Source organism: Vibrio sp. J1-1 (assembly GCF_021728395.1).
Lineage (GTDB): Bacteria > Pseudomonadota > Gammaproteobacteria > Enterobacterales > Vibrionaceae > Vibrio.
On the sequence record NZ_JAKKCM010000002.1, the window covers coordinates 228754 to 254320 of the forward strand.

Below are 25567 nucleotides of genomic sequence, written 5' to 3' on the forward strand. Positions count from 1 at the left end.
ACAAATTATTACTGAGCGATAACTATAAATATGAGAAGCATTGTCTATGTCAGTCAATTCAAATCACAAAGGTCAAGAGACTCTCGTCGGAGAGTTTGAGGAACTGGTCTCAACTACGAATCTGAAAGGTGTTATCACTTACTGCAACGAGGCATTTTGTCGAGTGGCAGAATATACAAACAAAGAGTTGGTCGGCCAAAATCATAACATTGTTCGTCATAATGATATGCCGAAAGGGGCATTTGGTGACATGTGGGCCCGTCTTAAGCAAGGTAAGGCATGGCGTGGCATGGTAAAAAACAGCACCAAGTCTGGTGGATATTATTGGGTTGATGCTTATGTAACACCAATATATGAGCAGAATCAGGTAGTAGGTTACCAGTCTGTGCGTGTTAAGCCGAAACGTGAATGGGTTGATATTGCCGCGAAAGCTTATAAGAGTATGCAAGCGGCAGAGAAATCCGGTCGAATTTGGTCTTTAAAGATTAATGATTCGTTACGCTATGCTATTTTACTTGGTGCATTGAGCGCCCCGACCGCTGCTTATGCTATGTCTGCTGAAGGTCCTTTAGCTTGGCTAGCGAGTCTCTTGCCTGCTGGCGTGTTAGCCCTGTTATTTCGTCAAGAATTGATTGATACTCCTCAACAACTAAAAAAATTACAGAAGCAATATGATAGTGTAAGCAGACTCATTTACTCGGGTGATAGTGCATTCTCTATTGCGGACTTCCATATCAAAATGCTGTCAGCTCGAATACGAACCGTCCTAGGGCGTATGACAGACTCAGCATTACCGTTACAAGAATGCGCAGAAGATCTCAGTCAGACAACGGCTGAAGTGCATGATGCGCTTAACCAGCAAAACATAGATATCCATCGAGTACGTGATGCCATGCAAGAGGTTGAGAGCTCTGCAAACTCGGCTTCTTCCACAACAAATGATGCACATCTACTTATTGATGACACGCTTAAATCATGTTTGATGGCCAAAGAAACCATTGTTCAGACCCACAGTAATTTAACCCAGCTGAGTTTACAGGCAGAGCAAGCCACTGAAACAACCTATAAATTGAGTGATCAGGCACAAAAAGTGAGTCACTTGATGGAAGAAATCGGCGGCATTGCTGATCAAACCAATTTGCTGGCGTTAAATGCGGCAATTGAAGCTGCTAGAGCTGGTGAACAAGGACGTGGCTTTGCTGTGGTCGCGGATGAAGTAAGAGCTCTTTCCGGTCGTACCTCTAATGCGACAGAGCAAATACAGGCCTCCATTTCTACCATGCTGTCGACAATACAGAGTTGGCAAAAAGACATTCTTGCAAATAAAGAGCAGACTGACGCGTGTTCTGAAGTGGCAGAACAGAGTACAGTACGCCTTTCGGAAGTTGAACAGATGATGAAAACCATGAGTGGTTTAATGGTTGATGTGGCACAGACAGCGGATAATCAGCTAAAACTGGCGAGTGATGTGAATTTGCATATTCAGTCAATCGCATCCACTGCAGAACAGAATTTAGCCGCGACTCATTCTGTCGAACAAAATAGCCTTCAGCTAAAAGAGCAGGTCAAAGATTTCTATCAACTAGCACTTCGATTTGAAGATAAATCTTCGTAAAAAATTCCGTTATTTATACAATACGCAATTTAGATGATAAAAAGCCCCACTGCATTAGTGGGGCTCTGTTTTTAAAGCAATTACTTGAAAACTAATCGATGACTAAGCTAGTCGTTCTTTCGCTGTGTTCACTACGTTTTCAGTAGTAAAGCCAAACATCTTGAACAGTTCGCCTGCTGGTGCAGATTCAACTTGGTCACATGGGCGCTATGTGCTCAATCGGTTCGTGAGTTGGGTCATCTTCGCCAAAACCGATAGAGTCGTGCGTGTAAACTTGGATGTTCTGAACTTTCATCAGAGCCGCCATGCGCATTGCGATATGAGCGTATTCCATGAACATTAGGAACCTTGCACCGTAAGAAACGAAACCACCGTGTAGTGCGATACCGTTCATGATAGCCGTCATCGTTATTCTATCTAGTAAAGTTCATGAAATTCGTCAATTTTCGGCTTTCCGCGTAAGAGCAAGAAGTTCAAAAAGCGTGACGTTGAACTTGTGATCACTTGCTCTTCAGCCACACCATGCTTAGTAAGAAGTGCTTTTACGAGATCTAAGTGGGCGATTTCTTTACAGAAGTGCGCGTCTGAGCCAGTGGTAAAGTAAACTCCGATCTCTTTACCAATAGCGACAATATCAGAACATCGCTTATCACTGCCTTTACGGCTCTTGCCAGTCAGCGAGGTGTTATTGATTTCAATCGCAACACTGTGTTTTTTTGCACACTCTAAAACCGACTCTATATCAAATGGGTAATTTGGGTTACCCAAGTGCCCGAGCGCGTCTACCTTGCCATTTTTAATGACATTCTTGAGAGCCTGAGTATGAACTTCAGGTGTTGAGGGTTTGAAAACCGGCTCATGAAAGCTGGCAATAACCCAATCTAAGTGTTGGTAAGACGAAGGAGGCAGGTCGAGGTCACCTTCTTGGTTCAAGGTGTTTGCCTCAACACCTCTAAGAATGCCGACATCATGAAGAAAGCGGGGCAAAATTCTTTGATTGTTGAAGTGCCAGTAGTGGGGGGCTCCGGGCATTTCAGGAGCATGATCCGTGGTACAAAGAAGTTTTAGCCCCTTGTTCTGAGACTCGCGCGCATTTTCAATAATGGTGCTGTAGGCATGTCCGCTTGCTATGGTGTGCGTGTGGCTATCGACGACTATTTCCATCATGGCTTTCCTAGGAGCTAATTAATTTCAAAAGAACCATCTCGATTCATATATAGAGTCAAATCTGCTGGTACAGAGCTTTTTAATACCAGTTCGACATTGACGGAATCTGAGTTTTGATAGAATGCTTTTGCGTCTTCCTCAGTTACACCGCCTCGAACTTTGCGCTGGACGAGTCTGTTTTCCAAAAACGTCGGGTCAGTGTCGATGAAGATGGTAAAATCGGCCAATTCATGCAGGCGGCTCCACACTGGCTCATTGAGCAGTAACCAGTTGCCTTCAACAACCACAATGTTTTTAGTTACAGCAATAACATCGTCGACGGGGTCATGTAAGTTACGGTCATAATAGGGCCAGTTTGGGTTCTGAGTTTTCAGTTGTTTGAGCTTTCTAATTAACTCGCTCAAATTAAAGGTCTCGAAAGAACCTTTAATACTGCGTAGGCTAATTTGCTTGCCATCACGTTCGATAAAGTTGTTATCTAGTATTTCATTCGGGTAATGAAACCCATCAAAGGGCAAAACCTGTAAGGGTTCTAAGTCAGGGCTTTGTTGCGATAAATGTTCCCAGAAAGCTGCTAAGGTAGATTTGCCGCTACCAGGGGGAGCACATAGGAAGATAATGGTACGTTCTTGTTTTTCATGGAATAAACGGGTGAATTTCTCAACTAACGGTTTGTGAATTTGTGCGACATTCTTATTGGGAAACGTTGCGTCGTTTTCAAAGCCACTCACATTCAAGGTTACTTTCATTGCAGAAGCCTTATTCTAAAATTTCTTTTTCAATCTTTTCGACAAGCATCTCACAGGACAGCTTTAACACTGTTTTTATCAACGATTCATAACGCATCTGTGAAAATGATTCGAAAGACGAAAACTTAAGTTGATTAATCGAATCCAGGTAGAAGCTATCTTGATCTTTAGAAATGGTTGACTGATTGGTGATGAACTCATAAACCATATCATCGTCAAAACCCAGCTTGGCCGATTGCTGCAGTGCGTAGTCGAGCATTTGGTCATATAGACCAATATCTGCGTAGGTTTCTACGGAAATTTTCCCCATCGCGAAGATTAATTTTGATACCACGTCTGTCGAGACAAGTGGTCCATCTTCTTGAATCAAAGGCTCTACGGCATACTGCATAACGAAGGCATCCTGGACGAATACTTTGGGCAACAATTCTTTGAGCTTTATGTTTATCAGTTTGTTCGCGACTTGGAGAAAGCAAGTGGCTGTCTCGCATTGATCAAGTGCGTCAACTAGTTCTTTTTTTTGGACCAAATGTCGATTTACCTTTTTTGAGTGTGGCAGCTCAAGGCTACCACACTGGCCATTTTGCCTAAATAGAAAGGTTGACATCGTAAAACTCGAGTAACGCTTTTTCTGCGTGTTCGTTCCACACGTAATTATTCGCTTCCAATATGGCATCTAATTCAACAAAGAATGGGTCTTCATTTGCCAGAGATAAAAAGTTATCGATCGCCGTCAACGGTAAGTCTATATGTGGATAAATCAGCTTTTTGCCACCTGGGATGTCCAATTGGTTTAGAATCGTGTGAGGTGCAGCTTGCAGACCGCCTACATGAGTAATCATGAATGATGGATTAATTTTATTGGTTTCAGAAAGCTCAATAGATTCAACCATATCACCTGTAGAACCACCTGACGTGCCGACGATATGCGTTGATTCATAATGGACATTGTAAAAGTTAAACGGTACTTTGAATTGCTTGTCAGTTGGACCTGCGAAAAAGTTTAAGCAACCGTCATTGCCGAGCAGGTCATCCGCTTGCTCTAGAACTTGGCTAACGGCTGCATACACCATCACATCATCATAGCCTTGGCCGTCATTCAGTGATTTTAAGTGCTGAACTGGGTCTTCAACCTTCGCAGTATTAACGTAAATTAGCTCAATACCGTTCTCTTTAGCTTTAGAAACCGGAATCAGGGTTTCTGCGCGAGCGAGGCGGTCTTCGTCAATATCAGTTACAACAACTCGGCGCGGTTTTACCGGGCCGTTTATCGCGTAGTCGATAGCACCAATACCCATAGGACCAGCACAAGCAAGCAGGGCCAAAGCGCCACCTTCTTTGATGCCCATTTGGTGTTCGTAGACGTACGGAGTGGTGTGATAACTCGCGTGGTAAGCTCCTATAATGCATGACATTGGTTCGGCCAGAGATGCGTTAGCGAAGTAAGAGCCGTTGTATGGTAATACGCAGCCAAGATCGATCGCAATTTTTGGAATAATAGAGTAAGTCGCGTTACCACCAAACGTTTCGTAGCTGTAGCCAGCTGAATAGCCAGATGGAAGCCCCATCGCTGGTTGTAAAACGAAGGGCTGGCCTGGCTCGAACTGCCCTTTAAGGTTTGCACCAACTTCGACGATGACACCCGCATATTCGTGGCCAGTCATTACAGGCACTTGGTGAATATTTTCTGGTACGCGTTTGTGTTTGCTTCCCAGTAGCGCGGCTTTGTAAGTGGATAGACAGATACTGTTCGAAATGTTTTTTACCAGTAACTCATCATCGGAAATTGTCGGTAGGTCAAAGGTTCTTAATCGAACGTCTTTTTCACCACAAATAACGGCTGCAGTTGTCTGAACCATAAAAATCTCTCCAAGTATGGAGCCACGAATGGCTCCTGATTTCAATGTTTAAGCTTGTTGACTAATCTTATTGATAAGGTTGTCTAGCGCTGGATCATGCAGGAAGTTTTTAATGGTAATGACCGGTAATCCTGTTGCGCTGATAGCTCGGCTCTCTAGACTTTCGTGAGTCACAACAATGTCTGCGTGTGATGGCACTTTTTCTATGGCGAAGTTTTTCACTTCAACATCATATCCGGCATCCGTCAGTTTCTTTCTGAATGTGGAAGCACCCATTGCGCTAGATCCCATACCTGCATCACAGGCAAATGCGACAAACTTGATTTTATTTGATGCTGATGAATTTGCTGGTGCTGTGTTGATAGCGCCTTCTGCTTTCATGTCTTTCATGTCAGTGACAGATTTCTCAAACTCGTTCTCTGAGCTTTCTTTCTTACTGACTTTCAGAATCGCACTAGATACCAGGAAGGATACGACAGTCGCTGAGGCCACACCGGCAATCGTTGCGATAAAGCTACCTTTTGGTGTTAGAGCAAGGTAAGAGAAGATTGAACCTGGGCTCGGGCCAGCAACAAGACCACCATCAAGTAGGTTAAAGGTTGCGATACCAGTCGCTGCACCTGCGATCATCGCTACAATCATGATTGGTTTCATCAGTACGTACGGGAAGTACAGCTCGTGAATACCACCAAAGAAATGAATGATAATTGCACTAGGTGCCGAACGCTTGCTTAGGCCTTGGCCGAATTTGGCGTAAGCCAAAAGCATACCTAAACCTGGACCTGGGTTTGATGCAACCATGAAGAAGATCGACTTACCTGTTTCAGCCGCAGCTTGTAGACCTAGTGGGTAGTAAATACCTTGGTCAATAGCGTTGTTCAAAAACAGCACTTTCGCAGGTTCATTGATAATGGCTAAGAGAGGGAGAAAGCCTGTAGCGACAAGCGCTTCAATTCCAGACTTAACAAAAAGGTTTGCTGCCGTTACCGCTGGACCGACGATGGCGTAAGCGAACAAACACATGATCATGCCAAAGATACCAAGCGAGAAGTTATTGACCACCATCTCGAACCCAGAAGGGATCTTGTGTTCAAGTTTTTTGTCGATTTGAACAATCACCCAGCCACTCAGAGGGCCCATGATCATCGCGCCAACAAACATAGGTATTTCTGCACCTGCGATAACACCCATAGTACCAATCGCACCAGCTACAGCACCTCGTTTATCACCAACGATTTGGCCACCGGTGTAACCAATCAGCAGTGGGAGTAGGTAGGTAATCATTGGGCCTACCAGTTCGCCAAAGTAGGCATTGGGTGTCCAGCCTGTTGGGATAAATAGTGCAGTAATAAAGCCCCACGCGATGAAGGCGCCGATATTTGGCAAAACCATGGCGGTCAGATGACCCCCGAAGGCTTGCACTTTAGCTCTTGCATTTGTAGTCACGTCGTGTTCCCTCTTGTAAGTACGTCTTATTGATTTAGTACGCTTTTATAATGTTAAGGACATCTTCTTTAGAAGATGCTGCAGCAAGCTTAGTAATATTGGCTTCATCAACGAGCATTTCACTAAGAGCTTGAATTACTTCTATATGTGTATCTGAATCTTTTGCTGCTAGGGTAAGCAGCACGTTGGCAGGCCCCATATCTGAACCAAAATCGACCGCATTTGGGAAAATGTGAATTCCCAAGCCAGTTTTTAAAACACCTGCTTCAGGGCGAGCATGAGGCATGGCAATTCCAGGACAAAGGACGTAATATGGTCCATTATCTAATGTGGACTGAATAATTGCCTGGGCGTAGTTAGCTGTTACATATCCTTTATCTTCAAGGTATCGCGTCGTTACGTTAACAGCCTCTTCCCATTGATAATTGCTGTGATCAATGACATCAATTAGGTCGTGGTCGATAAGGTCATACAGCATAGTCATTTCCTGTTAGATACGTTGTTGGTAGAGTCATTATCAGCAAGCTAATGTAGATTGGGAATAGCGATCGGTTTGCGATTGGCGTCACAAATAACATCAAGTCAAGCTGTGTTTGATGTTCAAGATCTCATTTTTATTGTGTAGTAAATGTACAGTTTTTTATAAAACTACAAGTCAATAGCTTTAATTTGATGTTTGGCACATTTTTTTGATTATTATTTATTTGTTTAAATGTGAACTAGGTTGTTGTAGTGGTGTTGACGTGGTGTTAAATGTGATTTTTATCAATTTTAAAAAATCGGATCTCAGCTGATATTAGTCAAATGTGGCGTGCCTAGATCACACATATAGTTTTCTTAGCGAGTTTTGTAATTCTTATACTTTTACTTTCAGATATAAAAAAGCCCCGCCAATGAAAGGCGGGGCTTTGTCGTTTTTATACCGCAGTTCTAGAAAGCTTAATAGCTTTCCATTGCGATTAAGCTAGTAGTTCTTTTGCCGTGTTTACTACGTTTTCAGTAGTGAAACCGAACATCTTGAACAGTTCGCCTGCTGGTGCAGATTCACCGAAGGTCGTCATACCGATGATCTTGCCGCCGAAGCCTACGTACTTGTACCAGAAGTCTGCGATGCCCGCTTCGATAGCGATACGCGCTGTAACGTCTGATGGCAGTACTGCTTCACGGTAAGCGGCGTCTTGCTTGTCGAATGCGTCCGTTGATGGCATTGAAACAACGCGTACTTGTTTACCTTCTGCAGTTAGCTGCGCTGCTGCTTCTACTGCTAGCTCAACTTCAGAGCCTGTTGCGATAAGAATAAGCTCTGGCTTACCTGCGCAATCTTTCAGGATGTAAGCACCTTTCGCTATGTCTGCGACTTGCTCTGCAGTACGCTCTTGTTGTGCTAGGTTTTGACGAGAGAAGATAAGCGCTGTTGGTGCATCTTTACGCTCGATAGCCAGTTTCCAAGCGACTGCTGATTCAACCTGATCACATGGACGCCATGTGCTCATGTTTGGAGTCAGACGTAGAGAAGCCATTTGCTCAACCGGTTGGTGAGTTGGGCCATCTTCGCCAAGACCGATAGAGTCGTGTGTGTAAACCTGGATGTTCTGAACTTTCATCAGAGCAGCCATGCGCATTGCGTTACGAGCGTATTCCATGAACATTAGGAAAGTTGCGCCGTAAGGAACAAAACCACCGTGTAGTGCGATACCGTTCATGATAGCCGTCATACCGAATTCACGTACACCGTAGTGGATGTAGTTACCTGAGAAGTCATTCGCTTCAAGAGATTTAGAACCAGACCACATGGTGAGGTTCGAAGGCGCAAGGTCAGCAGAGCCGCCCATGAATTCTGGAAGCATTTGACCAAACGCTTCTAGCGCATTTTGAGATGCTTTACGTGAGGCAATGTTTGCTGGGTTTGATTGAAGATCAGCAATGATTTGGTTCGCTTTCTCTTCCCACTGTGCAGGTAGTTCACCGTTTACGCGGCGTTTAAATTCAGCTGCCAGCTCAGGGTACGCTGCTTCATAAGCTGCAAATTTCTCGTTCCACGCTGCTTCCTTAGCTGCGCCTGTTTCTTTCGCTGACCATTCTGCGTAGACTTCCTGCGGAATTTCAAAAGGACCGTGCTCCCAACCTAGTTCTTTACGTGTTGCTGCGATTTCTTCTGCACCTAGTGGCGCGCCGTGACAGTCGTGAGAACCAGACTTGTTAGGAGAACCGAAACCGATGATCGTCTTAGTACAGATTAGTGTCGGACGAGGGTCCGCTTTAGCTGCTTCAATTGCAGCATTGATTGCTTCAGGATCGTGACCATCTACCGCAGGGATTACGTGCCAGCCGTACGCTTCAAAGCGCTTAGGCGTATCGTCAGAGAACCAGCCTTCAACGTGACCGTCGATAGAGATACCGTTGTCATCCCAGAACGCGATCAGTTTACCAAGGCCTAGTGTACCCGCTAGAGAACATGCTTCGTGTGAAATACCTTCCATCAGACAGCCGTCACCCAAGAATGCATAAGTGAAGTGGTCAACGATGTCGTGGCCTTCTTTATTGAACTGTGCAGCCAGTGCTTTTTCAGCCATCGCCATACCAACTGCGTTAGTAATGCCTTGACCTAAAGGACCCGTTGTTGTCTCGATACCTGGTGCGTAGCCGTACTCTGGGTGACCTGGAGTCTTAGAGTGAAGCTGACGGAAGTTTTTCAGATCGTCGATAGATAGCTCGTAACCGCTCAAGTGCAGTAGCGAGTAAATCAGCATAGAACCATGGCCGTTTGAAAGTACAAAACGGTCACGATCAGCCCATTCTGGGTTAGATGGGTTGTGGTTTAGGTGAGAGCGCCAAAGAACTTCAGCGATGTCAGCCATACCCATAGGTGCGCCTGGGTGGCCAGAGTTAGCTTGTTGAACACCATCCATGCTTAGTGCACGGATTGCATTTGCTAAATGCTTTCTTGAGAGAAGAGAGTGATCCATAAATAGTTACCGAATAAATTTATTTCTAGGAAAGGAAAATTAAGAGGGGAACGCAAACGTTCCCCTTATATGATTCTGTGTAATTACAGCTTTGCTGCGATCATGTCTTCAAGTTTACCTTGGTCAATCGCGAAGTTGCGGATACCTTCCGCAAGCTTCTCAACCGCCATTGGGTCTTGGTTGTGATCCCATAGGAACTCTGAGTGAGTCATTGGCGCTGGGCGCTCTTGAGTGCCTTTAGAGTCAACTAGCTTCTCAACAACTTCACCTTCAGCAGCTTCTAGCTCTGCAAGTAGAGCTGGAGCGATAGTTAGACGGTCACAACCTGCTAGTTCTAGGATCTCACCAATGTTACGGAAGCTTGCGCCCATTACTACTGTGTTGTAGCCGTACTCTTTGTAGTAGTTGTAGATCTTAGATACAGATAGTACGCCTGGATCTTCTGAAGCTTCGAAGTCACGACCTTCCTTCGCTTTGTACCAGTCCATGATACGGCCGACGAATGGAGAGATTAGGAATACACCAGCTTCAGCACATGCACGAGCCTGAGCGAATGAGAATAGAAGCGTTAGGTTACAGTTGATGCCTTCTTTCTCTAGGATTTCAGCAGCGCGGATACCTTCCCAAGTAGAAGCCAATTTGATTAGGATGCGGTCGTTAGCGATGCCAGCATCGTTGTACATTTTAACTAGCTGACGTGCTTTTGCTACGCTGCCTTCCATATCGTAAGAAAGACGTGCGTCAACTTCTGTAGAGATACGGCCAGGGATAGTTTTCAGGATTTCTTTACCGATGTTTACAGCAAGCATGTCACAAGTGTCTTGAACTTGTTGAGCTTTGTCGTCGCTCTGTGATTTTGCATACTCGATTGAAGCATCAATTAGAGGAGCGTACTCAGCAATTTGAGCGGCTTTCAGAATCAGAGAAGGGTTAGTTGTTGCGTCTTCTGGCTGGTATTTTTTGATTGCATCGATTTCACCAGTGTCAGCGACTACAGTCGTCAGTTTACGAAGTTGCTCTAATTTGTTGCTCATTCCGATCATCCTATTTCATTGGGCTCATACTTTGCTGTCAGTATGAAAAGTGCATTTGCAAGCGCGTTAGCCAGCGGAAGTAGAAATCTGTTCTGCTCACTAACTTTTAACTTTCAGCGTTTGAACATTTGTTGTGAACATTTGCTCTAACTCTGAGTAAATGATGCCTCCATAATTATCTGATCTGTGCGAAAAGTCAATTGTTGATCTAGGGGGAAAGTGACATTCATCAACTAATTTTTTCGGACTTGGCCCAGTGTTACCTAGATAAACGTTTGCCCATATAGCACATGGCTTATAAGGGCGTTAATGACGCCTTGTTTTAATCTGAGAATTTGTTTTTGTGATGAGCAAATGTTGAAGTGAAGGGTAGGTGTGACATATGCTACGCACATGAGCGCTTGTAACGGCGTTGAGTATTTGCTCGATTAAAGGGCACAAATAAAATACAAATCAGGTTGAATATGAGTAAATCTATTAACGATGTATCTGATGAAAGTACCGATCTTCTGACTGAGATTTCGGTTGCTTACTACCAAGATGGGGCAACACAAGAAGAGATCTCGAAAAAGTTTGCTGTTTCTCGCGCGAAAGTGGGACGTATGCTAAAGCAAGCAAGAGATGAAGGCATTGTTGAGATCACAGTTAAATATCACCCGGTATTTAGCGCTAAGATTGAACAGCGCTTGATTGAACGCTTTGGCGTAAAGCGCGCACTCGTTGCGTTAGATCAACCGAGTGAAGAGCAACAGCGATTGCAGGTTGCGGGGTTAGTATCGAAATACATGGCGAGCACACTGCAAAATGGTACGGTTGTTACGGTAGGTCAGGGGCGAAATGTCTCTGCAGTGGCGCATCACGTCGGTGTCATCCCACAAAAGGATGTGAAGTTTGTTTGTGGTATCGGCGGCATTCACCCACGCGGAGGGATGTATAATGCTGACCATATTTGTCGTCAGTTCGCCAAAAGCTACGGCGGTACTTCAGAAACGTTGTATGCGCCAGCGTATGCAGAAAACCGCGAACAAAAGATCGCCTTTATGCAAAATGCCACCGTCAAACAGACTTTAGACCTCGCCCGTAAAGCCGATGTGGCGTTAGTCGGGATCGGTGATATGAGTGAAAACAGCTACATGGTCGACTTGGGTTGGTTTACCGCAGAAGAAGTGGTTCAATCGCGCATGATGCAAGGCGTGGTTGGCGACTTCGCGGGATATGACTTCTTTGACATCAATGGCGTGTCGGCAAAGACGGTCATGAGCGATCGTATTATCGGTCTTGGCATTGATGAATTTCGCTCAGTTTCTGAGGTGATCGCCATTGCCGCCGAGAACAGTAAACCTTTGGCATTACTCGGAGCTTTAAGAACTGGCGCGATTGACGTTATTGCCACTAGCGTCAGTAACGCATTAACGGTACTCAACCTAGATGAGCAAATGAACGGCAAAACAGTATCGGATATTTAGCACAAATAATGTGCAATGAATGTAATGGGGTTGCGAGTATTCATAGATCGCTCGCAGCCTGATTTCCTTTCTAAGTTAAAAGCATTCCTCGTGACTAATTTGGAAACAGATTAGCTCGGAGAAAATCATGAATAGGCACCTTTCCATTCGTTAATGATGCTTTTATATTCACTTGTGCTATCTAAATAAACCGGAATTTATGGTTTGTTCTAGTGATTGTTAAAATAATAATTCGGCGATAATTTATTGATTTTAAATATGGCTTGTTCAATTTTATCACCCAAGTTATCGCCTTTCTGATCACATGTTTCTTGTTGCTGTGTGCATTTTTAATGATTGCAAATCGAAGCAAAGTATATAAATATTATCCTGCACTCGCAGCTCTCCATGGTTGGAAGAAGAACAATTTTCATTGTTTTGTTGCGAATTCAGTCAGGTTAGTCGTCGTGTTCTCCCACGCATTCTGACTGCGATAAAGTACAGGGAAAGTTTCAATCCGTTTCTGAGTGGCACACAAATAGCGCACAAAGCTCTCATTTCATCTCATTCTCGTTTGCTATTTCTCCCTGAGCACACCATAACTCTATGAAGTATATCCAAATGACTTCAAGATACAGCGTCAGAGCGTTGCCGTTTCTGCGAATCAGGGATCTCAAGGCTATTTGGCTATAACAATCAATCTAAAAGAACAAGGAGCATTTATGTACCAAGCACTAAGGAATGGGCTAGTGGCACTTGCTGTCGTATTTTCAGCATCAACGATGGCAGAAAATTACACTATTGGTACCGGCAGTCAAAGTGGTACTTATTACCCGCTAGGTGGCATGTTGGCTAAGATTTGGAGCGAGAATCTACCGGACTTTAATATGCGCGCAGAAGTGACGGCGGCCTCGGTTGAAAACACCATTAAAGTCTCTACCAACAAGCAACTTGCTGGCATTGCTCAAGGCAACGTTGTGCTGCAAGCGTATGAAGGCACGAAACCGTTCCCTCGCAAGATGGACGTTGCGGTGCTGTTCGCACTTTATCCAAATGCTGTGCAGTTCATTGTTCCTGCTAACTCTGACATTAAATCGGTTGCTGATCTAAAAGGTAAACGCGTTTCTCTTGGTGCGCCGGGCTCAGGTACTCGCGTTAGTGCGATCAATATCCTTAACACATTGGGTGTGACAGAAGACGACATCAAAGCTCAGTCTTTAAACTACACTGCGACCACTAGTGCTATCGCGAACAACCAGATTGATGCAGGTGTCATCGTTGGTAGTGTCGGTGTTGGTGCAATCACTGAACTGGCTCTGACTCGTGACATTCGTGTACTAAGTTTCAGCGATGAAGAGCTGAAGAAAATTGCGGCAGATTACCCTTCTTATCTAGAGCTTGACGTACCTGCTGATGCTTACAACAAAGTACCTGCATTCAAGGTGCCAGCGGTTTGGAACGTTTTGGTTGTGAATAAAAACATGAGCGAAGATATGGCTTATGAACTGACCAAAACGACCTTTGAACATATCGACGAGATTCGTCAGGTTCTGGGCGTAACTAAGTTCACTACTATCGAAAACATGACCAAACTGGATGGTGTTCCTCTACACCCAGGTTCTGAGAAGTACTTTCAGGAACAAACAAAGTAATTCGTATTAAAGAAGTAAAATTAATCCACTGCGGCACTTGTCAGTTTTCAATTTGATTGCATGTTCAAGCGCTTAAGTGGGTTGAGATAAAGTTACATGGAGTAAGTGATGAGTAAGATTCATCCGAGTAACCAGAAAATTACCGACGTGATACTTTCGATAGCCGCCGTTGCGGCTATCGCTTTATCTGTCTTTCAAGTTTGGCAGGGTATTGTCGCGAGTCTATCGGCACCCGTATTTCGCCCTGTTCACGTGAGTTGGGTGTTAGCGATTGCTTTCTTGGTTTACCCGACCTTCAAATCCCGACATTCTGTGCCTGTTTACCTGACAGGAAGAGTGATCGATTTTGCTCTCGTTGCGCTAACGTGCTGGGCTTCGACCACTATCGCCATGTTTGACTACGATGACATCAGTTTCCTGCTTGATGGTTTAGGGTCGGTGGAACAAGCAGCTGGTGTGGTTTTAATCGTTATGCTGCTTGAAGCGACAAGACGTACTGTCGGGCTGGTGATGGTAGCAATCGCTGCGCTATTCTTAGCTTACGCCATGTTTGGTGATGTCTTACCGGATAACGTGGCGAGTAAAGGGTTTTCTGTCGAAGAGATTGTTCGCTTCCACATTTATTCGACCAATGGCGTTTATGGTGCGCCGCTAGCTATTGCAGCTGGCGTGGTATTCATGTTCGTTTTATTTGGCGCGTTCTTGCAGGTGACTGGTGCTGGTCAGTTTTTTATCGATATGGCATTTGCGTTGGCAGGTAAATACCGAGGAGGTCCGGCTAAAGCGAGCGTGATTGCTTCTGCGGCTCTTGGCTCTATTTCTGGATCGGCAATCGCAAACACCGTAACCACAGGTGCGTTAACCATACCGATGATGAAAAAGCTCGGCTATAAGCCAGAACAGGCTGCGGGCATCGAAGCTGCTGCATCGACAGGTGGACAGATTATGCCACCAGTAATGGGAGCGGGGGCGTTTGTCATGGCGCAGTTTACCGGTATCCCATACAGCGATATTTTATTGGTCTCTATTGCTCCGGCTATTTTGTACTTTGCCTGTACCTTGCTCTATGTACACCTGATGGCCTGTAAGCTAGGGCTTCAGGGTATGACGGTAACTGAGCAGATTTCTAAAGTGTTGAAAGATGGCTGGCACTATTTACTACCGCTTGTCCTGATCACCGCATTACTAATGATGAGTTACTCTCCTGTTCTGGTTGGCGTTTTCGGGTGTGTGGCGATCCTAGTAGCAGCTATGACACGTAAACATAGTCGTATTACCGTCAAACTATTTATTGAAGGTTTGAGAGAAGGTGCATTTCTCGCTATCCCTATTTCTGTCGCCTGTGCAACCGCTGGTATCGTGGTGGGTGTCGTCGGTCAGACGGGGATTGGTCTGCAGTTTACGCAGTTCCTGATCGCAATGTCGGGCGGCCACTTGTGGTCAGTATTAGCTTTGATCGCTGTTGCTGCAGTGGTTCTCGGAATGGGGTTGCCAGTAACGGCGGCTTACATCGTTCTATCAATCATGGCTGTGCCTGCTCTGATGGATTTTGGCCTAGGAGTACTAACCGCACATATGATCGTCTTTTGGTTATCGCAGACTTCAAATGTGACGCCGCCAATTGCACTGGCTGCATTTGCGGGGGCAGGGATTGCGAATGCATCACCAATGCGTTCAGCTGTGCAGGCATTTAAACTTGCTCAGGGCTTTTTCCTGATTCCGGCAATGATGGCATTTTCTGGCTTGATCTGGATTGAAGGTGAACCGATGCACTTTGTGATTGGTGTGATTTCGACAATCAGCCTGTTTGTCGCCTTTGCTGGTGGTATCGAAGGGCGTCTGTTCTCGCCATTACAACAGTGGCAACGTGGTGTTTTACTGGCGATGGCCTTAGGCGTGCTGTTTATGTCAGATATTTACCGATTGGTGGCTCTGGCTGTGATCGTCGTGATCTGTATGATTAACTATCGTCAGCCGGACAAACCTGCTGCTCAGGCATCATGATGAGAAAGTAGTGATATTACTGCTGTCTAAAAGACCAAAAACCGCCGTCATTTTAGGGCGGTTTTTGTTTTCACAATCATGAAATTTAGTGTCCTGTTTGTTTCCTAAATTTCAATTGGCAGGTGTAGACTTGAACCCCATTCCGTCCACGAACCATCGTACACAGACACATTTCGTAGGCCCAATTGATGCGCGGCTAACAACAAAATACAGGCGGTAACTCCTGAACCACAGCTGAAAATGAGTCGTTTGTCGTTCTGTATGGTGAGCTCACTGAACACTTGCTCTAATTCCGAAACTGGTTTGATGTGACCATCAGTCATCAGCTCCTGAAATGGTAAACAGATCGAGGTTGGAATGTGGCCGCTACGAAGGCCTGCTCGTGGTTCGGGAACTTCGCCTAAAAAGCGGGCTTTAGAACGTGCATCAATGATATTGGCGCTTCGGTTATTTGAGTGTTCGAGTACGGTTTGTGCGTCTAAGAACGCTTCTTCAAACAAAGTTCCGGAAAATGTACCTAGTTCAGTAGGTGCTGAGAGTGAATCGACGACAGGTAAGCCGCTGTTTATCCATGCAGGTAACCCGCCATTGAGGACTTTTACGTTATCGTGTCCCATCGCTTTGAACATCCACCACGCTCTAGGCGAAGCGAGTGTTCCAGAATTATCGTAGACGACAATAAGGTCGTCTTTATGCAGACCAAGCTGTTGTGCGCTGGAATTAAATCCATCTTCGGTCGGCATCATATGTGGAAGTGTGGAGTCCGGAAGACAAAAGACGTTGTCATAGTCAAAGCGCAGTGAGCCAGGTATCCATTTGTCGGTGATTTTCTTTCCCTCAGAAGGGATTTGGAAGCTTATGCTTGCGTCCAAAATTTTTACATTGGGTTGGCCTAATAGAGCACTTAGTTCCGTCGCGTCAATCAATGTTTGCATCGTTAAATCCTTATTACTAATACCCATATGACCTGGAGATATGCTAATCGCAGCTAACAAATGAGAATGGCTGTTCAATGGTTGTTTCTGTAGCTTGGCTTAATGTTACGGTCGAACCAACAGGGCATAATACTGATGTTGGGACAGAAACGCGTTGTTGGCCAGTCTCGGGTGAATTGATAGTCAGGTAGCGACGCTGACCATCCAAAGATTGCGTTAGCGTGTTACTTATTACGGTTGCTGTCACAGTTCTCTGCGTGTTTGGAGCACTTAACCAGAGCAGGAGTAAAACCACGATCAAGCTGATTAAAACCAAAATGTATTTTTGGGGATTGTCCAAGATTGAGTTCCGTATGTTCAAACCTGAGTAATCTTACTGTTTTACATGAAAATAAATGTCTGTTCAAAGTTGGATAGAGCTTTACGTTAAAATCTCTTCCGTCACATAGCAAAAAGCTCAACGATAGGTTGAGCTTTTAAGTATTTTCAGGCTAATTACAAACTGGGCAGGATGGCATTTTCATTAAATTCATCTCTCGCCAGGACATGCTTAGCGCGTCAAGTATGAGTATTTTGCCTTTTATTGGCCGACCATAATTGGCGATCACCTTGATCGCTTCCATCGCTTGTACTGCGCCGACAATACCGACAACTGGTGCCATTACCCCAGCCTCCACACAGCTTAAAGCATCACTGCCAAACAAGGCACTTAAGCACTGGTAACAAGGCTGTGCTGGATCATCGTACGTGAATACGCTTACCTGACCTTCCATCCGAATCGCAGCACCGGAGATTAATGGCGTTTTAGTTGCGAAGCACAGACGGTTAAGCTGGTTACGCGTCTCTACGTTATCTGATGCATCCACAACAAGCGTATGTTGTTCAATCAGGGTTTGCATTTCTGCATCATCAAGACGCTTGGCAATGGCCTCAACAACTATGTGAGGATTAAGTTCTTGTAACGCATCGCGTGCGGAATCTACCTTGTTACGGCCGATATCGGCATCGTGATGCAGCACCTGACGCTGAAGGTTAGAAAGCTCTACAATGTCATCATCAACTATTGTCAGCTTACCAACACCGGCAGTCGCAAGGTACTGGCTTGATGCGCACCCCAACCCACCTGCGCCGAGTATCAGGACAGAGCTTTGCTTAAGTGCTTCTTGCCCGTCAAAATCAAACTGACGCAGAATGATCTGGCGGTTGTAGCGCAGCATTTCTTGATCAGAAAGAATATCCACAGTGCAATCCTAGTAAAGTGTAGAGTTGAACAGTTGAATGTTCACGGTCTCACCGATTTCGACTCGACCTCGTTCTCGCTCCAGAACAACAAAACAATTGGCTAAACTCATCGAACGGAATGCTCCTGAGCTTTGATTCCCTGTTGTTTCAACAACGAACTTGCCATCTTCTAGAGAATAGATTCCACGCTGGTAATCCGCACGTCCTGGTGCTTTCTTGAAAGCCGTCTTAGTGATCGCAGGGATGGATAATGGCTCTTTCCACTCTGTATGACCGGCTAATTTTGCCAGCATGGGTTGAACCAATACATACATCGTCATCATTGCAGAAACTGGGTTGCCTGGAAGACCACAGAACCATACTGTCGAAAGTTTTCCAAAAGCAAAGGGTTTACCCGGTTTAATCGCCAGTTTCCAGAATCCGATTTCGCCAAGCTCTTCGAGAATATCTTTGGTGTAATCGGCTTCACCTACACTGACGCCACCCGAAGTGACAACGACATCAGCCAGCGTTTGTGCTTGTTCAAATGTCGCTTTAAGGGTCTCTGGGCAATCAGGGACGATGCCTAAGTCTACTGGCTCGCAACCAAAGTTTTCGATCAAAGGTTTAATACCGTAGCGGTTGCTATCATAGATTTGGCCTGCTTCAAGTGGCTCACCTAATGATTTTAGCTCGTCACCGGTAGAGAAAAAGGCTACTTTTGGTTTACGGACGACAGTCACATGACTCACACCTAAAGAGGCGATCATCGGTATATCACGGGGTGTCAGGCGCGCGCCTTTAGCGAGTACGATATCACCTTGCTGGATGTCGTCGCCAGTAGGACGGATGTTGTTTTGAGGCTTTACATCGGTTTGGTTAAACTGGATACCAGAGTCCGTTACTTCCGTGTTTTCTTGCATGATGACGGCATCACAGCCTTGTGGAATCGGGGCACCTGTCATGATACGTACACACGTGCCTTGAGGCCATTCGCCTTCAAAAGGCTGACCTGCAAATGATTTTCCAGCTAAAGGCAACGTTGATGACGCTTGCAGATCTTGAATGCGGATTGCATAACCATCCATCGCTGAGTTGTCGAACGGAGGTACGTGAATTGGAGATAAGATGTCTTCGGCAAGTACATAACCCAATGCTTCAGCGAGTGGCAGAGACAGAGTCGTTTGGATTGGTTTGATTCGCGATAGCATCTTCTCCATCGCGTCTTCAATTGGCATCAAGCCAGGTGCGTCGCAGCAGCCCATTGAGATAGTCCTATATTCTTATGTTTTGAGGCAACTTTATCATAAAGTAACAAAGCCCACCGATAAAATATGGATGTAATTATTCAAAAATCCGAGTATCCTTGTCACCCGTCCAAAAGGGGTAAAAAGTCCTCGTGGAGTCAGAAAAAACCGCTCAGTATATTTTTTATGTGTTTTAGGTATAAATCACTAAATTGAGCGACCGAAACGCAAACGGAATGAATCAACGAGAAATGTGCTTCAATCTGAGAGCGGCAGTTATGAAAGAGGAAGTGTAATGTCAGGTCTTAGCGAGTCAGCGAAGTTAGTAAAAGAAGCGCTAGAGCAACGTGGATTAGAAACGCCAATGCGTCCTAATAACGTGAGCCGTGAAGAGAAAAAGGAAAAGATCGAATACCATATGCGTGAGATCTTAGGCCTACTTCAGCTTGACCTTACCGATGATAGCCTAGAAGAAACACCACACCGCATTGCAAAAATGTACGTGGACGAAATTTTCTCTGGTCTGGATTATTCTAATTTCCCAAAAATCACTGTTATCGAAAACAAGATGAACGTGAGTGAAATGGTTCGTGTGAAAGACATCACGGTGACCAGCACTTGTGAGCATCACCTTGTGACGATAGATGGTAAAGCCGCTGTAGCATATATTCCTCGTGGTAAAATTATCGGTCTGTCGAAGATAAACCGAATCGTACGATTTTTTGCTCAGCGTCCACAGGTTCAGGAACGTATGACACAGCAGATCCTTATTGCATTACAAACGCTTCTTGAGTCTGACGATGTGGCTGTGACTATTGACGCGACACACTACTGCGTGAAATCACGCGGTGTCATGGACGCAACCAGTGAAACGACAACTACTGCGTTGGGAGGCATTTTCAAGAGCAACCCTGCGACCCGCGCTGAATTTCTGCACGGTTTACGATAAATCGAATTGACGAAAAAAGGATGGCGGATGCCATCCTTTTTTTATGCTTGTTTAGAACGAGAGCGGACAATTTCTGGCCAGTACATTTTCACATATCCTGCGGATACCCAAACCACTAACACTGTAGCGATGCTCAGCTCGAAAAAGCCAAAGTCATGCAGCCAGTGCCATTGTGGGTGTGATTCTGCGAAAAATGTGGTTAATCGGTGCATGGCAATGGCACTGATGACAGACGGAAATGTAACCGCTGCTATAGACGGTTGGAACTTCAATCGCAGTAGTCGGAAATAACACAGGTAAATCAGCAAGGTCATTGTGATGGCGATACCCGCTAACGCTCCTGTGAGGATTGGATCTGGCTCAGGGAAGTTCACTAAATAGGCTGCTAGTGACAAGTTCACAGGAGCCGCCATAATCGCAAGGGTAGGACGCGCCTTTCTGGGTAGCGATCCAAAAAAAACTAAACGGTATAAAACTAAGGGCAACATAAAGAAATAAATGCCAATACACATTAGCGCAACAGTTTCTGAGAACACATTATGTCCAAATTGAGAACCAGCGAGCGAGCTACTAATGATCCCCACAGGGTACAGAAACCAACTGGGGACAATATTCGACATTTTAAAGTTAGTTAGCTGAAAGCCGAAAAAGAGCACCATCATAGAAAAATGGAGCAAAAGCGCCAAAAACCACAATGGGTAAGCAATAATAGGTGACACTGAAGCGAGGTAATCGGTCAGGATCAGGAGCGCCATACTCATCGGGGCCATTAAACTGCCGCTTAATGGATTACGAATATCGACGATGAATAAGCGAGGGCTAGTCGCATATTTGATCAGCACCGGAGCAAGTAATAGAGCGCCAAGTGACGAGAGAAATGGTCGAATCGGTTCACCGATAGCTGGAACGTAAAGAGCCCAGGCTTGACCTAAACCAATAATACCAAGTGCCAACGCTGCCTGAGAGGGAGGGACACTATAAAACTGTACAAGTCTTCTCCAGTTCAAATCTACTCCGAAATGATTCTATTCGTATAAAACGTTAATACTGGCCTGGCTTTCTGAAAAGGTTTTACCTGAAAAAATATCTCAGTGTCTATTTTTTGTTCAGGCTCAACAAAGCCAAATGTCATGGAACAATTGCTCTATCAGGCGCGAATACTAACAAGTTTTATTGGCGGTTACTCATAAAGGTATCGGAGAATGATCAAAGAATAGCAACTTTGTGAGTTTGGTATCGAATATTTGGTAAAAGATGTAAAAGTACAAGGTAAATCGCTCCAAATAAGCCTTCATATGAAAAGATTATTTGGAGCAAAGAGGGGAGTCGTTGCTTAAGATGCTTGATTTTCTGGTAGATCTTGTTGACGTAGCTTGTCATTTTTAAGCGTACGACGAAGTAACTGGCTGTATATCGGTTGTCCGCCTAGTAACTGAGCAATAATGACTGCGCCCAGACAGGTAATGATCAGCGGTAAAATAAGATAGTAGTTATTGGTCATCTCGATAACCAGCAGAATGCCTGTGATTGGAGCACGCACTGTTGCAGCAAATAAAGCGCCCATGCCTGCGATCGCAAACATGCCTGGTTCAATATCTAGGGCTGGTAGCAGCACTTCTGCACTAGCACCAAATGCATAACCAAATAAGGTGCCCAAAGCGAGCATTGGCGCGAAAATACCGCCAGGCGCACCAGAGCCAAAACAAAGTAATGTTGTTACAACACGGCCAACAAACAGCAGTACTAACAGTGTAACGGAGTAGTTTCCGTTGGTTACATCGGGGATGAGTGCTATGCCGCCACCCGTCAATTGCGGAACGTATAAAAGCAGTAAACCGAATACACCACCTAGAATCGATCCTGTAATAAGGTAACGCTTACGATTGTTTTTGTGAATAGCGACAAAACTATCTTGAGCAATGGTGATCAGTTTATTGAAGATAACGCCGAATACACCAAATAGAGCCCCTAATAGTAGGAACAGCCAAAGTGATTGCAGAGCTGGTGGCTGATACTGAGGCATAGTGATCACCGCATCTTGGCCATTAATCGCGCGGAACACAATGTTAGCCATGATGGCGGAGATGATCACCGCACGAATGGAAATTAATGAATAGCGAAATTGAGGTCGCATCTCCTCAACGACAAACATGATACCCGCCAATGGCGCGTTAAATGCTGCGGCCAACCCACCTGCAGCGCCAGAAGCAAGCAGAGAGTGGCGTGTATCGTCATCTTTTACGCGGAAAATGTCTGTCACCATTCGACCGACTGCACCACCCATTTGTACCGTTGGACCTTCACGGCCTAACACCATGCCTGACCCTAGCGCACCCATACCACCGAAAAACTTCACTGGTAGCACGCGCCACCAACGTACTGGGCGGATATTGTCCATCGCGCCTTCTATTTCAGGAATGCCGGAACCTGCAGCCTCGGGAGCAAAACGGTGAACAAGGAAGTAGCCAACAAAAGCTAACATGGCACTAATGAGTACAGCTGCCAGCCAAAGTGGCAACATACTACCTATCTCACTTTTCAGCCATTCGGTGCGAGTTTCAGAAACGAGATGGACAGCATGTTCAAAATAAGTTCCGACGAGGCCGGCAAGGGTGCCTACGATAGCAGCCATTAACAAAACCGATACTGGTGTCGACCCTCGAGAGATAAACTGGTTAATCGCATCTTTCGGCACGTGCGCTAACACAGACTTCACAATTTTCTCTCTCTTGGTCATTAACGGTTTCTCCTGTTTCTAGTTGAAGGGACGGAAGAAATTATACGCCTGGAAGAGACTAGACCTAATCGGCAAAGTTGCAATTTAGCTTTCCACTATTGGAGACTCAAAGATTTTGCCTCAATAGTATTCGCGAATGCTGTGTGACTGTTCTCATATCTTACGTTGTTTTTTTACAGAGAAAGCTTGTTTTCTGAGAAAAATGAACCATGCTTTAAGTGTAAAGCAACATGACTGCTTCAGAAGGAGGGACGTGACGTTTTACTCACAATTTGGATGGATTCAAACCCTACGGTAATTCCTCGTTTTTAGTTTGGGACGCATCTATAGACTTCCCAATTCGCACACTCACGATTGAGTAACGAGGTAGAGGCGCACTTCAAATGTGCGCCTTCTTAATGTTTGTCACTTTGAATTGTTTGAGTTTATTCGTTGCGCTCTGCTTGATAATTTTTCATTCCACGTTAATGTTTCGCTAACTGTTACTGCCTTGATAAAACCAGATGCGTTTTTTATCCCTATTCTTAATTTCTGTTTGTAGTGTTTTGTTTTCGCATTCCGCCTTGGCGCGAGATAACCATTGGTGGCAAAGCATGTTATCTGGGCAAACCGTGAATCAGTTAAAAAGCACAATTCAAAAAGGCGGCCTTTGGTATCGGTGTGATACCGAATGGAACGGTTTAGATCCGTCTGTTGATACGTTTTGTTTAGATGAATTTCGCTACTATCACCAACACTTGTATGGTGAAGTTATTTTGCGTCAGGAAACCGCTAATTTTGTTTTTTTGGTGGAATTCCAATGGCAGAGCTGGAACGACTTAATTCTTAATTTAAGAAAAGATGGCTTCGTAATGAAAAGTATTCATTTTGATGAAGAAGAATTTGATGTACTTAGCTCACTTAAAAAGAAGTCAGTAGAAGAGGTCGATAAAGAAGTCATCTTAATGATGAATCGTTACCCACCAGAAGCCAATCGGAGAATACAGTGGGTAAGATCCAGTGATTTTCAAGCAGCGTCTCCGAGTTTGACTGTGGCGCTGATTAGTGATGGTGAAATGATTACGCTACAGGTTACACACTTTTAGATTCGTGATTCTGTTTGTTTTCATCATGTAATGATAGAAACGTTGCCATTGCAGACTCATCTAAAAAGCCATCCGCTTTTTTGTGTGAGCGCAGGTGTTGGTAACCCGCGATGAGTTTACGATGCAGCTCTTGTTGATCTTCTGGCAATGTTTCATTCATCACGTATTGGAAAGCGATTTTATACGCCTCCATATCCACAACTTCCGCGCGGCGATAAAGATACCCGCACCCTGTTGCCAACCATTCTAAAGAGCAGTTCGCACGCATCGCAATTTGATTCGCTTTTAGTAAGCTAGGTTCACTACCTTTTAAATATTTTCGAATCAACGCTTCTGAAACTTCAACGCGTCGTGCAAACCCGCTGATGCTTTCTTCGCCAATTAAAGTAGATAATCGTTGGGCAAAAGACATTTTTCGTACTCCAGTTCGAATTGCTAAAGTTTACCCGTTGAGACCGTGCGAAAACAAGACTAGGATGAAAGCAGATTAATTAAAGGAGAGAACCAATGGTTGCAAAAGTTGTGACTGCACCAAGTGGCCCAGAGTTTTCAGAACTGGTTCAAGGATATTGGCGCGCAGTGGATTGGGGAATGACGGCTCAAGAGCGTTTGACCTTCCTTAAGCAACATGTGGAGCTAGGTATTACAACGGTTGACCACGCCGACATTTATGGTAATTACGAGTGTGAAGCGCTGTTTGGTGAAGCGTTAACGTTGGATAAAAGCGTTCGTGAACACATTCAAATCGTAACCAAATGTGATATCAACTTATGTGGTGATAAAACGCCAGAGCGTAAAATCAACCATTACGACACGAGTTCTGCACACATTTACCAATCCGTGAACAACTCGCTTGCACGTTTAAATGTCGATGAAATAGACGTTCTGCTTATTCATCGCCCTGACGTGTTGATGGATGCGGACGAAGTGGCAGAAGCGTTTTCGGAACTGCATAAAGTGGGTAAAGTGAAGCATTTTGGCGTTTCAAACTTTACACCACGTCAGTTTGAACTGCTGCAATCTCGTCTGAGCAAACCACTCGTAACAAACCAAGTGGAAATCAACCCACTTAACTTCGAGGTTGCGCACGATGGCACGCTGGATCAGATGCAAATGCTGCGTACTCGTCCAATGGCTTGGTCTTGCTTAGGTGGCGGCTCTATCTTTAGCGGCGACAGCGAGCAGGCGGTCCGTGTACGTAATGAGCTAGAAACTATTCGAGAGGAAGTCGGTGCGGCCAGTATTGATCAGGTGATTTATGCTTGGGTACGTCGTCTGCCTTCTAAGCCAATCCCAATTATTGGTTCTGGTAAGATTGAGCGCGTTCAAACGGCTGTTGATGCACTAGACATCGAGTTGACTCGTGAACAGTGGTATCGCGTTTGGGTTGCATCTAAAGGACACGGTGTGCCTTAGAGCGCCCTTACGACATCAATAATTGTATTAGGCATCCACA

22 protein-coding genes and 1 pseudogene are annotated in these 25567 nt (G+C 45.0%); 7 read left to right on the forward strand and 16 right to left on the reverse strand.

Going from position 1 to position 25567, the window contains the following annotated elements:
• Positions 1 to 46: 46 nt before the first annotated feature.
• A complete protein-coding gene (locus tag L3V31_RS03725; protein WP_237314785.1) occupies positions 47 to 1615 on the forward strand; it encodes a PAS domain-containing methyl-accepting chemotaxis protein in 1569 nt (522 codons plus the stop codon).
• 165 nt (positions 1616 to 1780) lie between these two features.
• On the opposite strand, the pseudogene L3V31_RS03730 reads toward L3V31_RS03725, so the two are convergent.
• The 9 genes and pseudogenes from L3V31_RS03730 to tal form a co-directional block, all read right to left on the reverse strand.
• Positions 1781 to 2021: pseudogene (locus tag L3V31_RS03730) on the reverse strand (transketolase); the annotation flags it as partial.
• 11 nt (positions 2022 to 2032) lie between these two features.
• Positions 2033 to 2779, reverse strand: a complete 747-nt coding sequence (locus L3V31_RS03735) for a phosphatase (RefSeq protein ID WP_237315002.1) — start codon at positions 2777 to 2779, stop codon at positions 2033 to 2035.
• A 17-nt stretch (positions 2780 to 2796) separates the two neighbouring features.
• The gene (locus L3V31_RS03740; protein ID WP_237314786.1) at positions 2797 to 3531 is read right to left on the reverse strand and encodes a nucleoside/nucleotide kinase family protein; all 735 of its coding nucleotides are present in this window, start codon (positions 3529 to 3531) and stop codon (positions 2797 to 2799) included.
• A 10-nt stretch (positions 3532 to 3541) separates the two neighbouring features.
• Entirely contained in the window at positions 3542 to 4060 is a 519-nt protein-coding gene (locus L3V31_RS03745) for an MltR family transcriptional regulator (protein WP_237314787.1), read from the reverse strand.
• A 58-nt stretch (positions 4061 to 4118) separates the two neighbouring features.
• Complete coding sequence (locus L3V31_RS03750; RefSeq protein WP_237314788.1) at positions 4119 to 5390, reverse strand: zinc-binding dehydrogenase; 1272 nt, start codon at positions 5388 to 5390, stop codon at positions 4119 to 4121.
• Positions 5391 to 5438: 48 nt separating this feature from the next.
• Positions 5439 to 6836 carry a PTS mannitol transporter subunit IICB gene (locus L3V31_RS03755; protein ID WP_346014840.1) on the reverse strand — a complete coding sequence of 466 codons (1398 nt, stop codon included), beginning with the start codon at positions 6834 to 6836 and terminating at the stop codon, positions 5439 to 5441.
• 34 nt (positions 6837 to 6870) lie between these two features.
• On the reverse strand, positions 6871 to 7314 hold the full coding sequence (locus L3V31_RS03760) for a PTS sugar transporter subunit IIA (RefSeq protein ID WP_237314789.1): 444 nt from the start codon (positions 7312 to 7314) through the stop codon (positions 6871 to 6873).
• Between the two features lie 481 nt (positions 7315 to 7795).
• Positions 7796 to 9802 carry a transketolase gene (gene tkt, locus L3V31_RS03765; protein ID WP_237314790.1) on the reverse strand — a complete coding sequence of 669 codons (2007 nt, stop codon included), beginning with the start codon at positions 9800 to 9802 and terminating at the stop codon, positions 7796 to 7798.
• Positions 9803 to 9885: 83 nt separating this feature from the next.
• Positions 9886 to 10836 carry a transaldolase gene (tal, locus tag L3V31_RS03770; protein ID WP_014233810.1) on the reverse strand — a complete coding sequence of 317 codons (951 nt, stop codon included), beginning with the start codon at positions 10834 to 10836 and terminating at the stop codon, positions 9886 to 9888.
• 464 nt (positions 10837 to 11300) lie between these two features.
• On the opposite strand from tal, the gene L3V31_RS03775 reads away from it, so the two are divergent.
• The 3 genes from L3V31_RS03775 (at position 11301) to L3V31_RS03785 (ending at position 15937) form a co-directional block, all read left to right on the forward strand.
• Positions 11301 to 12302 (forward strand): sugar-binding transcriptional regulator, encoded by a 1002-nt coding sequence (locus L3V31_RS03775; protein WP_237314791.1) that lies wholly within the window; start codon positions 11301 to 11303, stop codon positions 12300 to 12302.
• Between the two features lie 701 nt (positions 12303 to 13003).
• Entirely contained in the window at positions 13004 to 13933 is a 930-nt protein-coding gene (locus L3V31_RS03780; RefSeq protein WP_020334178.1) for a TAXI family TRAP transporter solute-binding subunit, read from the forward strand.
• 108 nt (positions 13934 to 14041) lie between these two features.
• Positions 14042 to 15937: a TRAP transporter fused permease subunit gene (locus tag L3V31_RS03785; protein ID WP_237314792.1), complete on the forward strand. Its 1896-nt coding sequence runs from the start codon at positions 14042 to 14044 to the stop codon at positions 15935 to 15937.
• Positions 15938 to 16041: 104 nt separating this feature from the next.
• On the opposite strand, the gene L3V31_RS03790 is transcribed toward L3V31_RS03785, so the two are convergent.
• From L3V31_RS03790 to moeA, 4 genes are all read right to left on the reverse strand, one after another.
• On the reverse strand, positions 16042 to 16872 hold the full coding sequence (locus L3V31_RS03790) for a sulfurtransferase (protein ID WP_237314793.1): 831 nt from the start codon (positions 16870 to 16872) through the stop codon (positions 16042 to 16044).
• Positions 16873 to 16915: 43 nt separating this feature from the next.
• Complete coding sequence (locus L3V31_RS03795) at positions 16916 to 17212, reverse strand: hypothetical protein (RefSeq protein WP_346014841.1); 297 nt, start codon at positions 17210 to 17212, stop codon at positions 16916 to 16918.
• Positions 17213 to 17363: 151 nt separating this feature from the next.
• A complete protein-coding gene (gene moeB / locus L3V31_RS03800) occupies positions 17364 to 18113 on the reverse strand; it encodes a molybdopterin-synthase adenylyltransferase MoeB (protein WP_237314795.1) in 750 nt (249 codons plus the stop codon).
• A gap of 9 nt (positions 18114 to 18122) precedes the next feature.
• The gene (gene moeA / locus L3V31_RS03805; protein WP_237314796.1) at positions 18123 to 19358 is read right to left on the reverse strand and encodes a molybdopterin molybdotransferase MoeA; all 1236 of its coding nucleotides are present in this window, start codon (positions 19356 to 19358) and stop codon (positions 18123 to 18125) included.
• Between the two features lie 277 nt (positions 19359 to 19635).
• Between moeA and folE the strand changes: the two genes are divergently transcribed.
• Positions 19636 to 20289, forward strand: coding sequence for a GTP cyclohydrolase I FolE (gene folE, locus L3V31_RS03810; protein ID WP_014233818.1), 654 nt, complete (start codon positions 19636 to 19638; stop codon positions 20287 to 20289).
• 41 nt (positions 20290 to 20330) lie between these two features.
• Here the strand turns inward: folE and L3V31_RS03815 are convergent, their stop codons facing one another.
• Both L3V31_RS03815 and clcA read right to left on the reverse strand, forming a co-directional pair.
• The gene (locus tag L3V31_RS03815; RefSeq protein WP_237314797.1) at positions 20331 to 21296 is read right to left on the reverse strand and encodes a TDT family transporter; all 966 of its coding nucleotides are present in this window, start codon (positions 21294 to 21296) and stop codon (positions 20331 to 20333) included.
• Positions 21297 to 21622: 326 nt separating this feature from the next.
• Positions 21623 to 23026 carry a H(+)/Cl(-) exchange transporter ClcA gene (clcA, locus tag L3V31_RS03820; RefSeq protein WP_237314798.1) on the reverse strand — a complete coding sequence of 468 codons (1404 nt, stop codon included), beginning with the start codon at positions 23024 to 23026 and terminating at the stop codon, positions 21623 to 21625.
• Positions 23027 to 23619: 593 nt separating this feature from the next.
• On the opposite strand from clcA, the gene L3V31_RS03825 reads away from it, so the two are divergent.
• The gene (locus tag L3V31_RS03825) at positions 23620 to 24111 is read left to right on the forward strand and encodes a hypothetical protein (protein WP_237314799.1); all 492 of its coding nucleotides are present in this window, start codon (positions 23620 to 23622) and stop codon (positions 24109 to 24111) included.
• On the opposite strand, the gene L3V31_RS03830 is transcribed toward L3V31_RS03825, so the two are convergent.
• Positions 24098 to 24523: an XRE family transcriptional regulator gene (locus L3V31_RS03830; protein ID WP_237314800.1), complete on the reverse strand. Its 426-nt coding sequence runs from the start codon at positions 24521 to 24523 to the stop codon at positions 24098 to 24100. The genes L3V31_RS03825 and L3V31_RS03830 overlap by 14 nt on opposite strands.
• A gap of 95 nt (positions 24524 to 24618) precedes the next feature.
• Here L3V31_RS03830 and L3V31_RS03835 point away from each other — a divergent pair, with 95 nt between their 5' ends.
• Positions 24619 to 25527 (forward strand): aldo/keto reductase family oxidoreductase, encoded by a 909-nt coding sequence (locus L3V31_RS03835; protein WP_237314801.1) that lies wholly within the window; start codon positions 24619 to 24621, stop codon positions 25525 to 25527.
• Positions 25528 to 25567 lie beyond the last annotated feature (40 nt).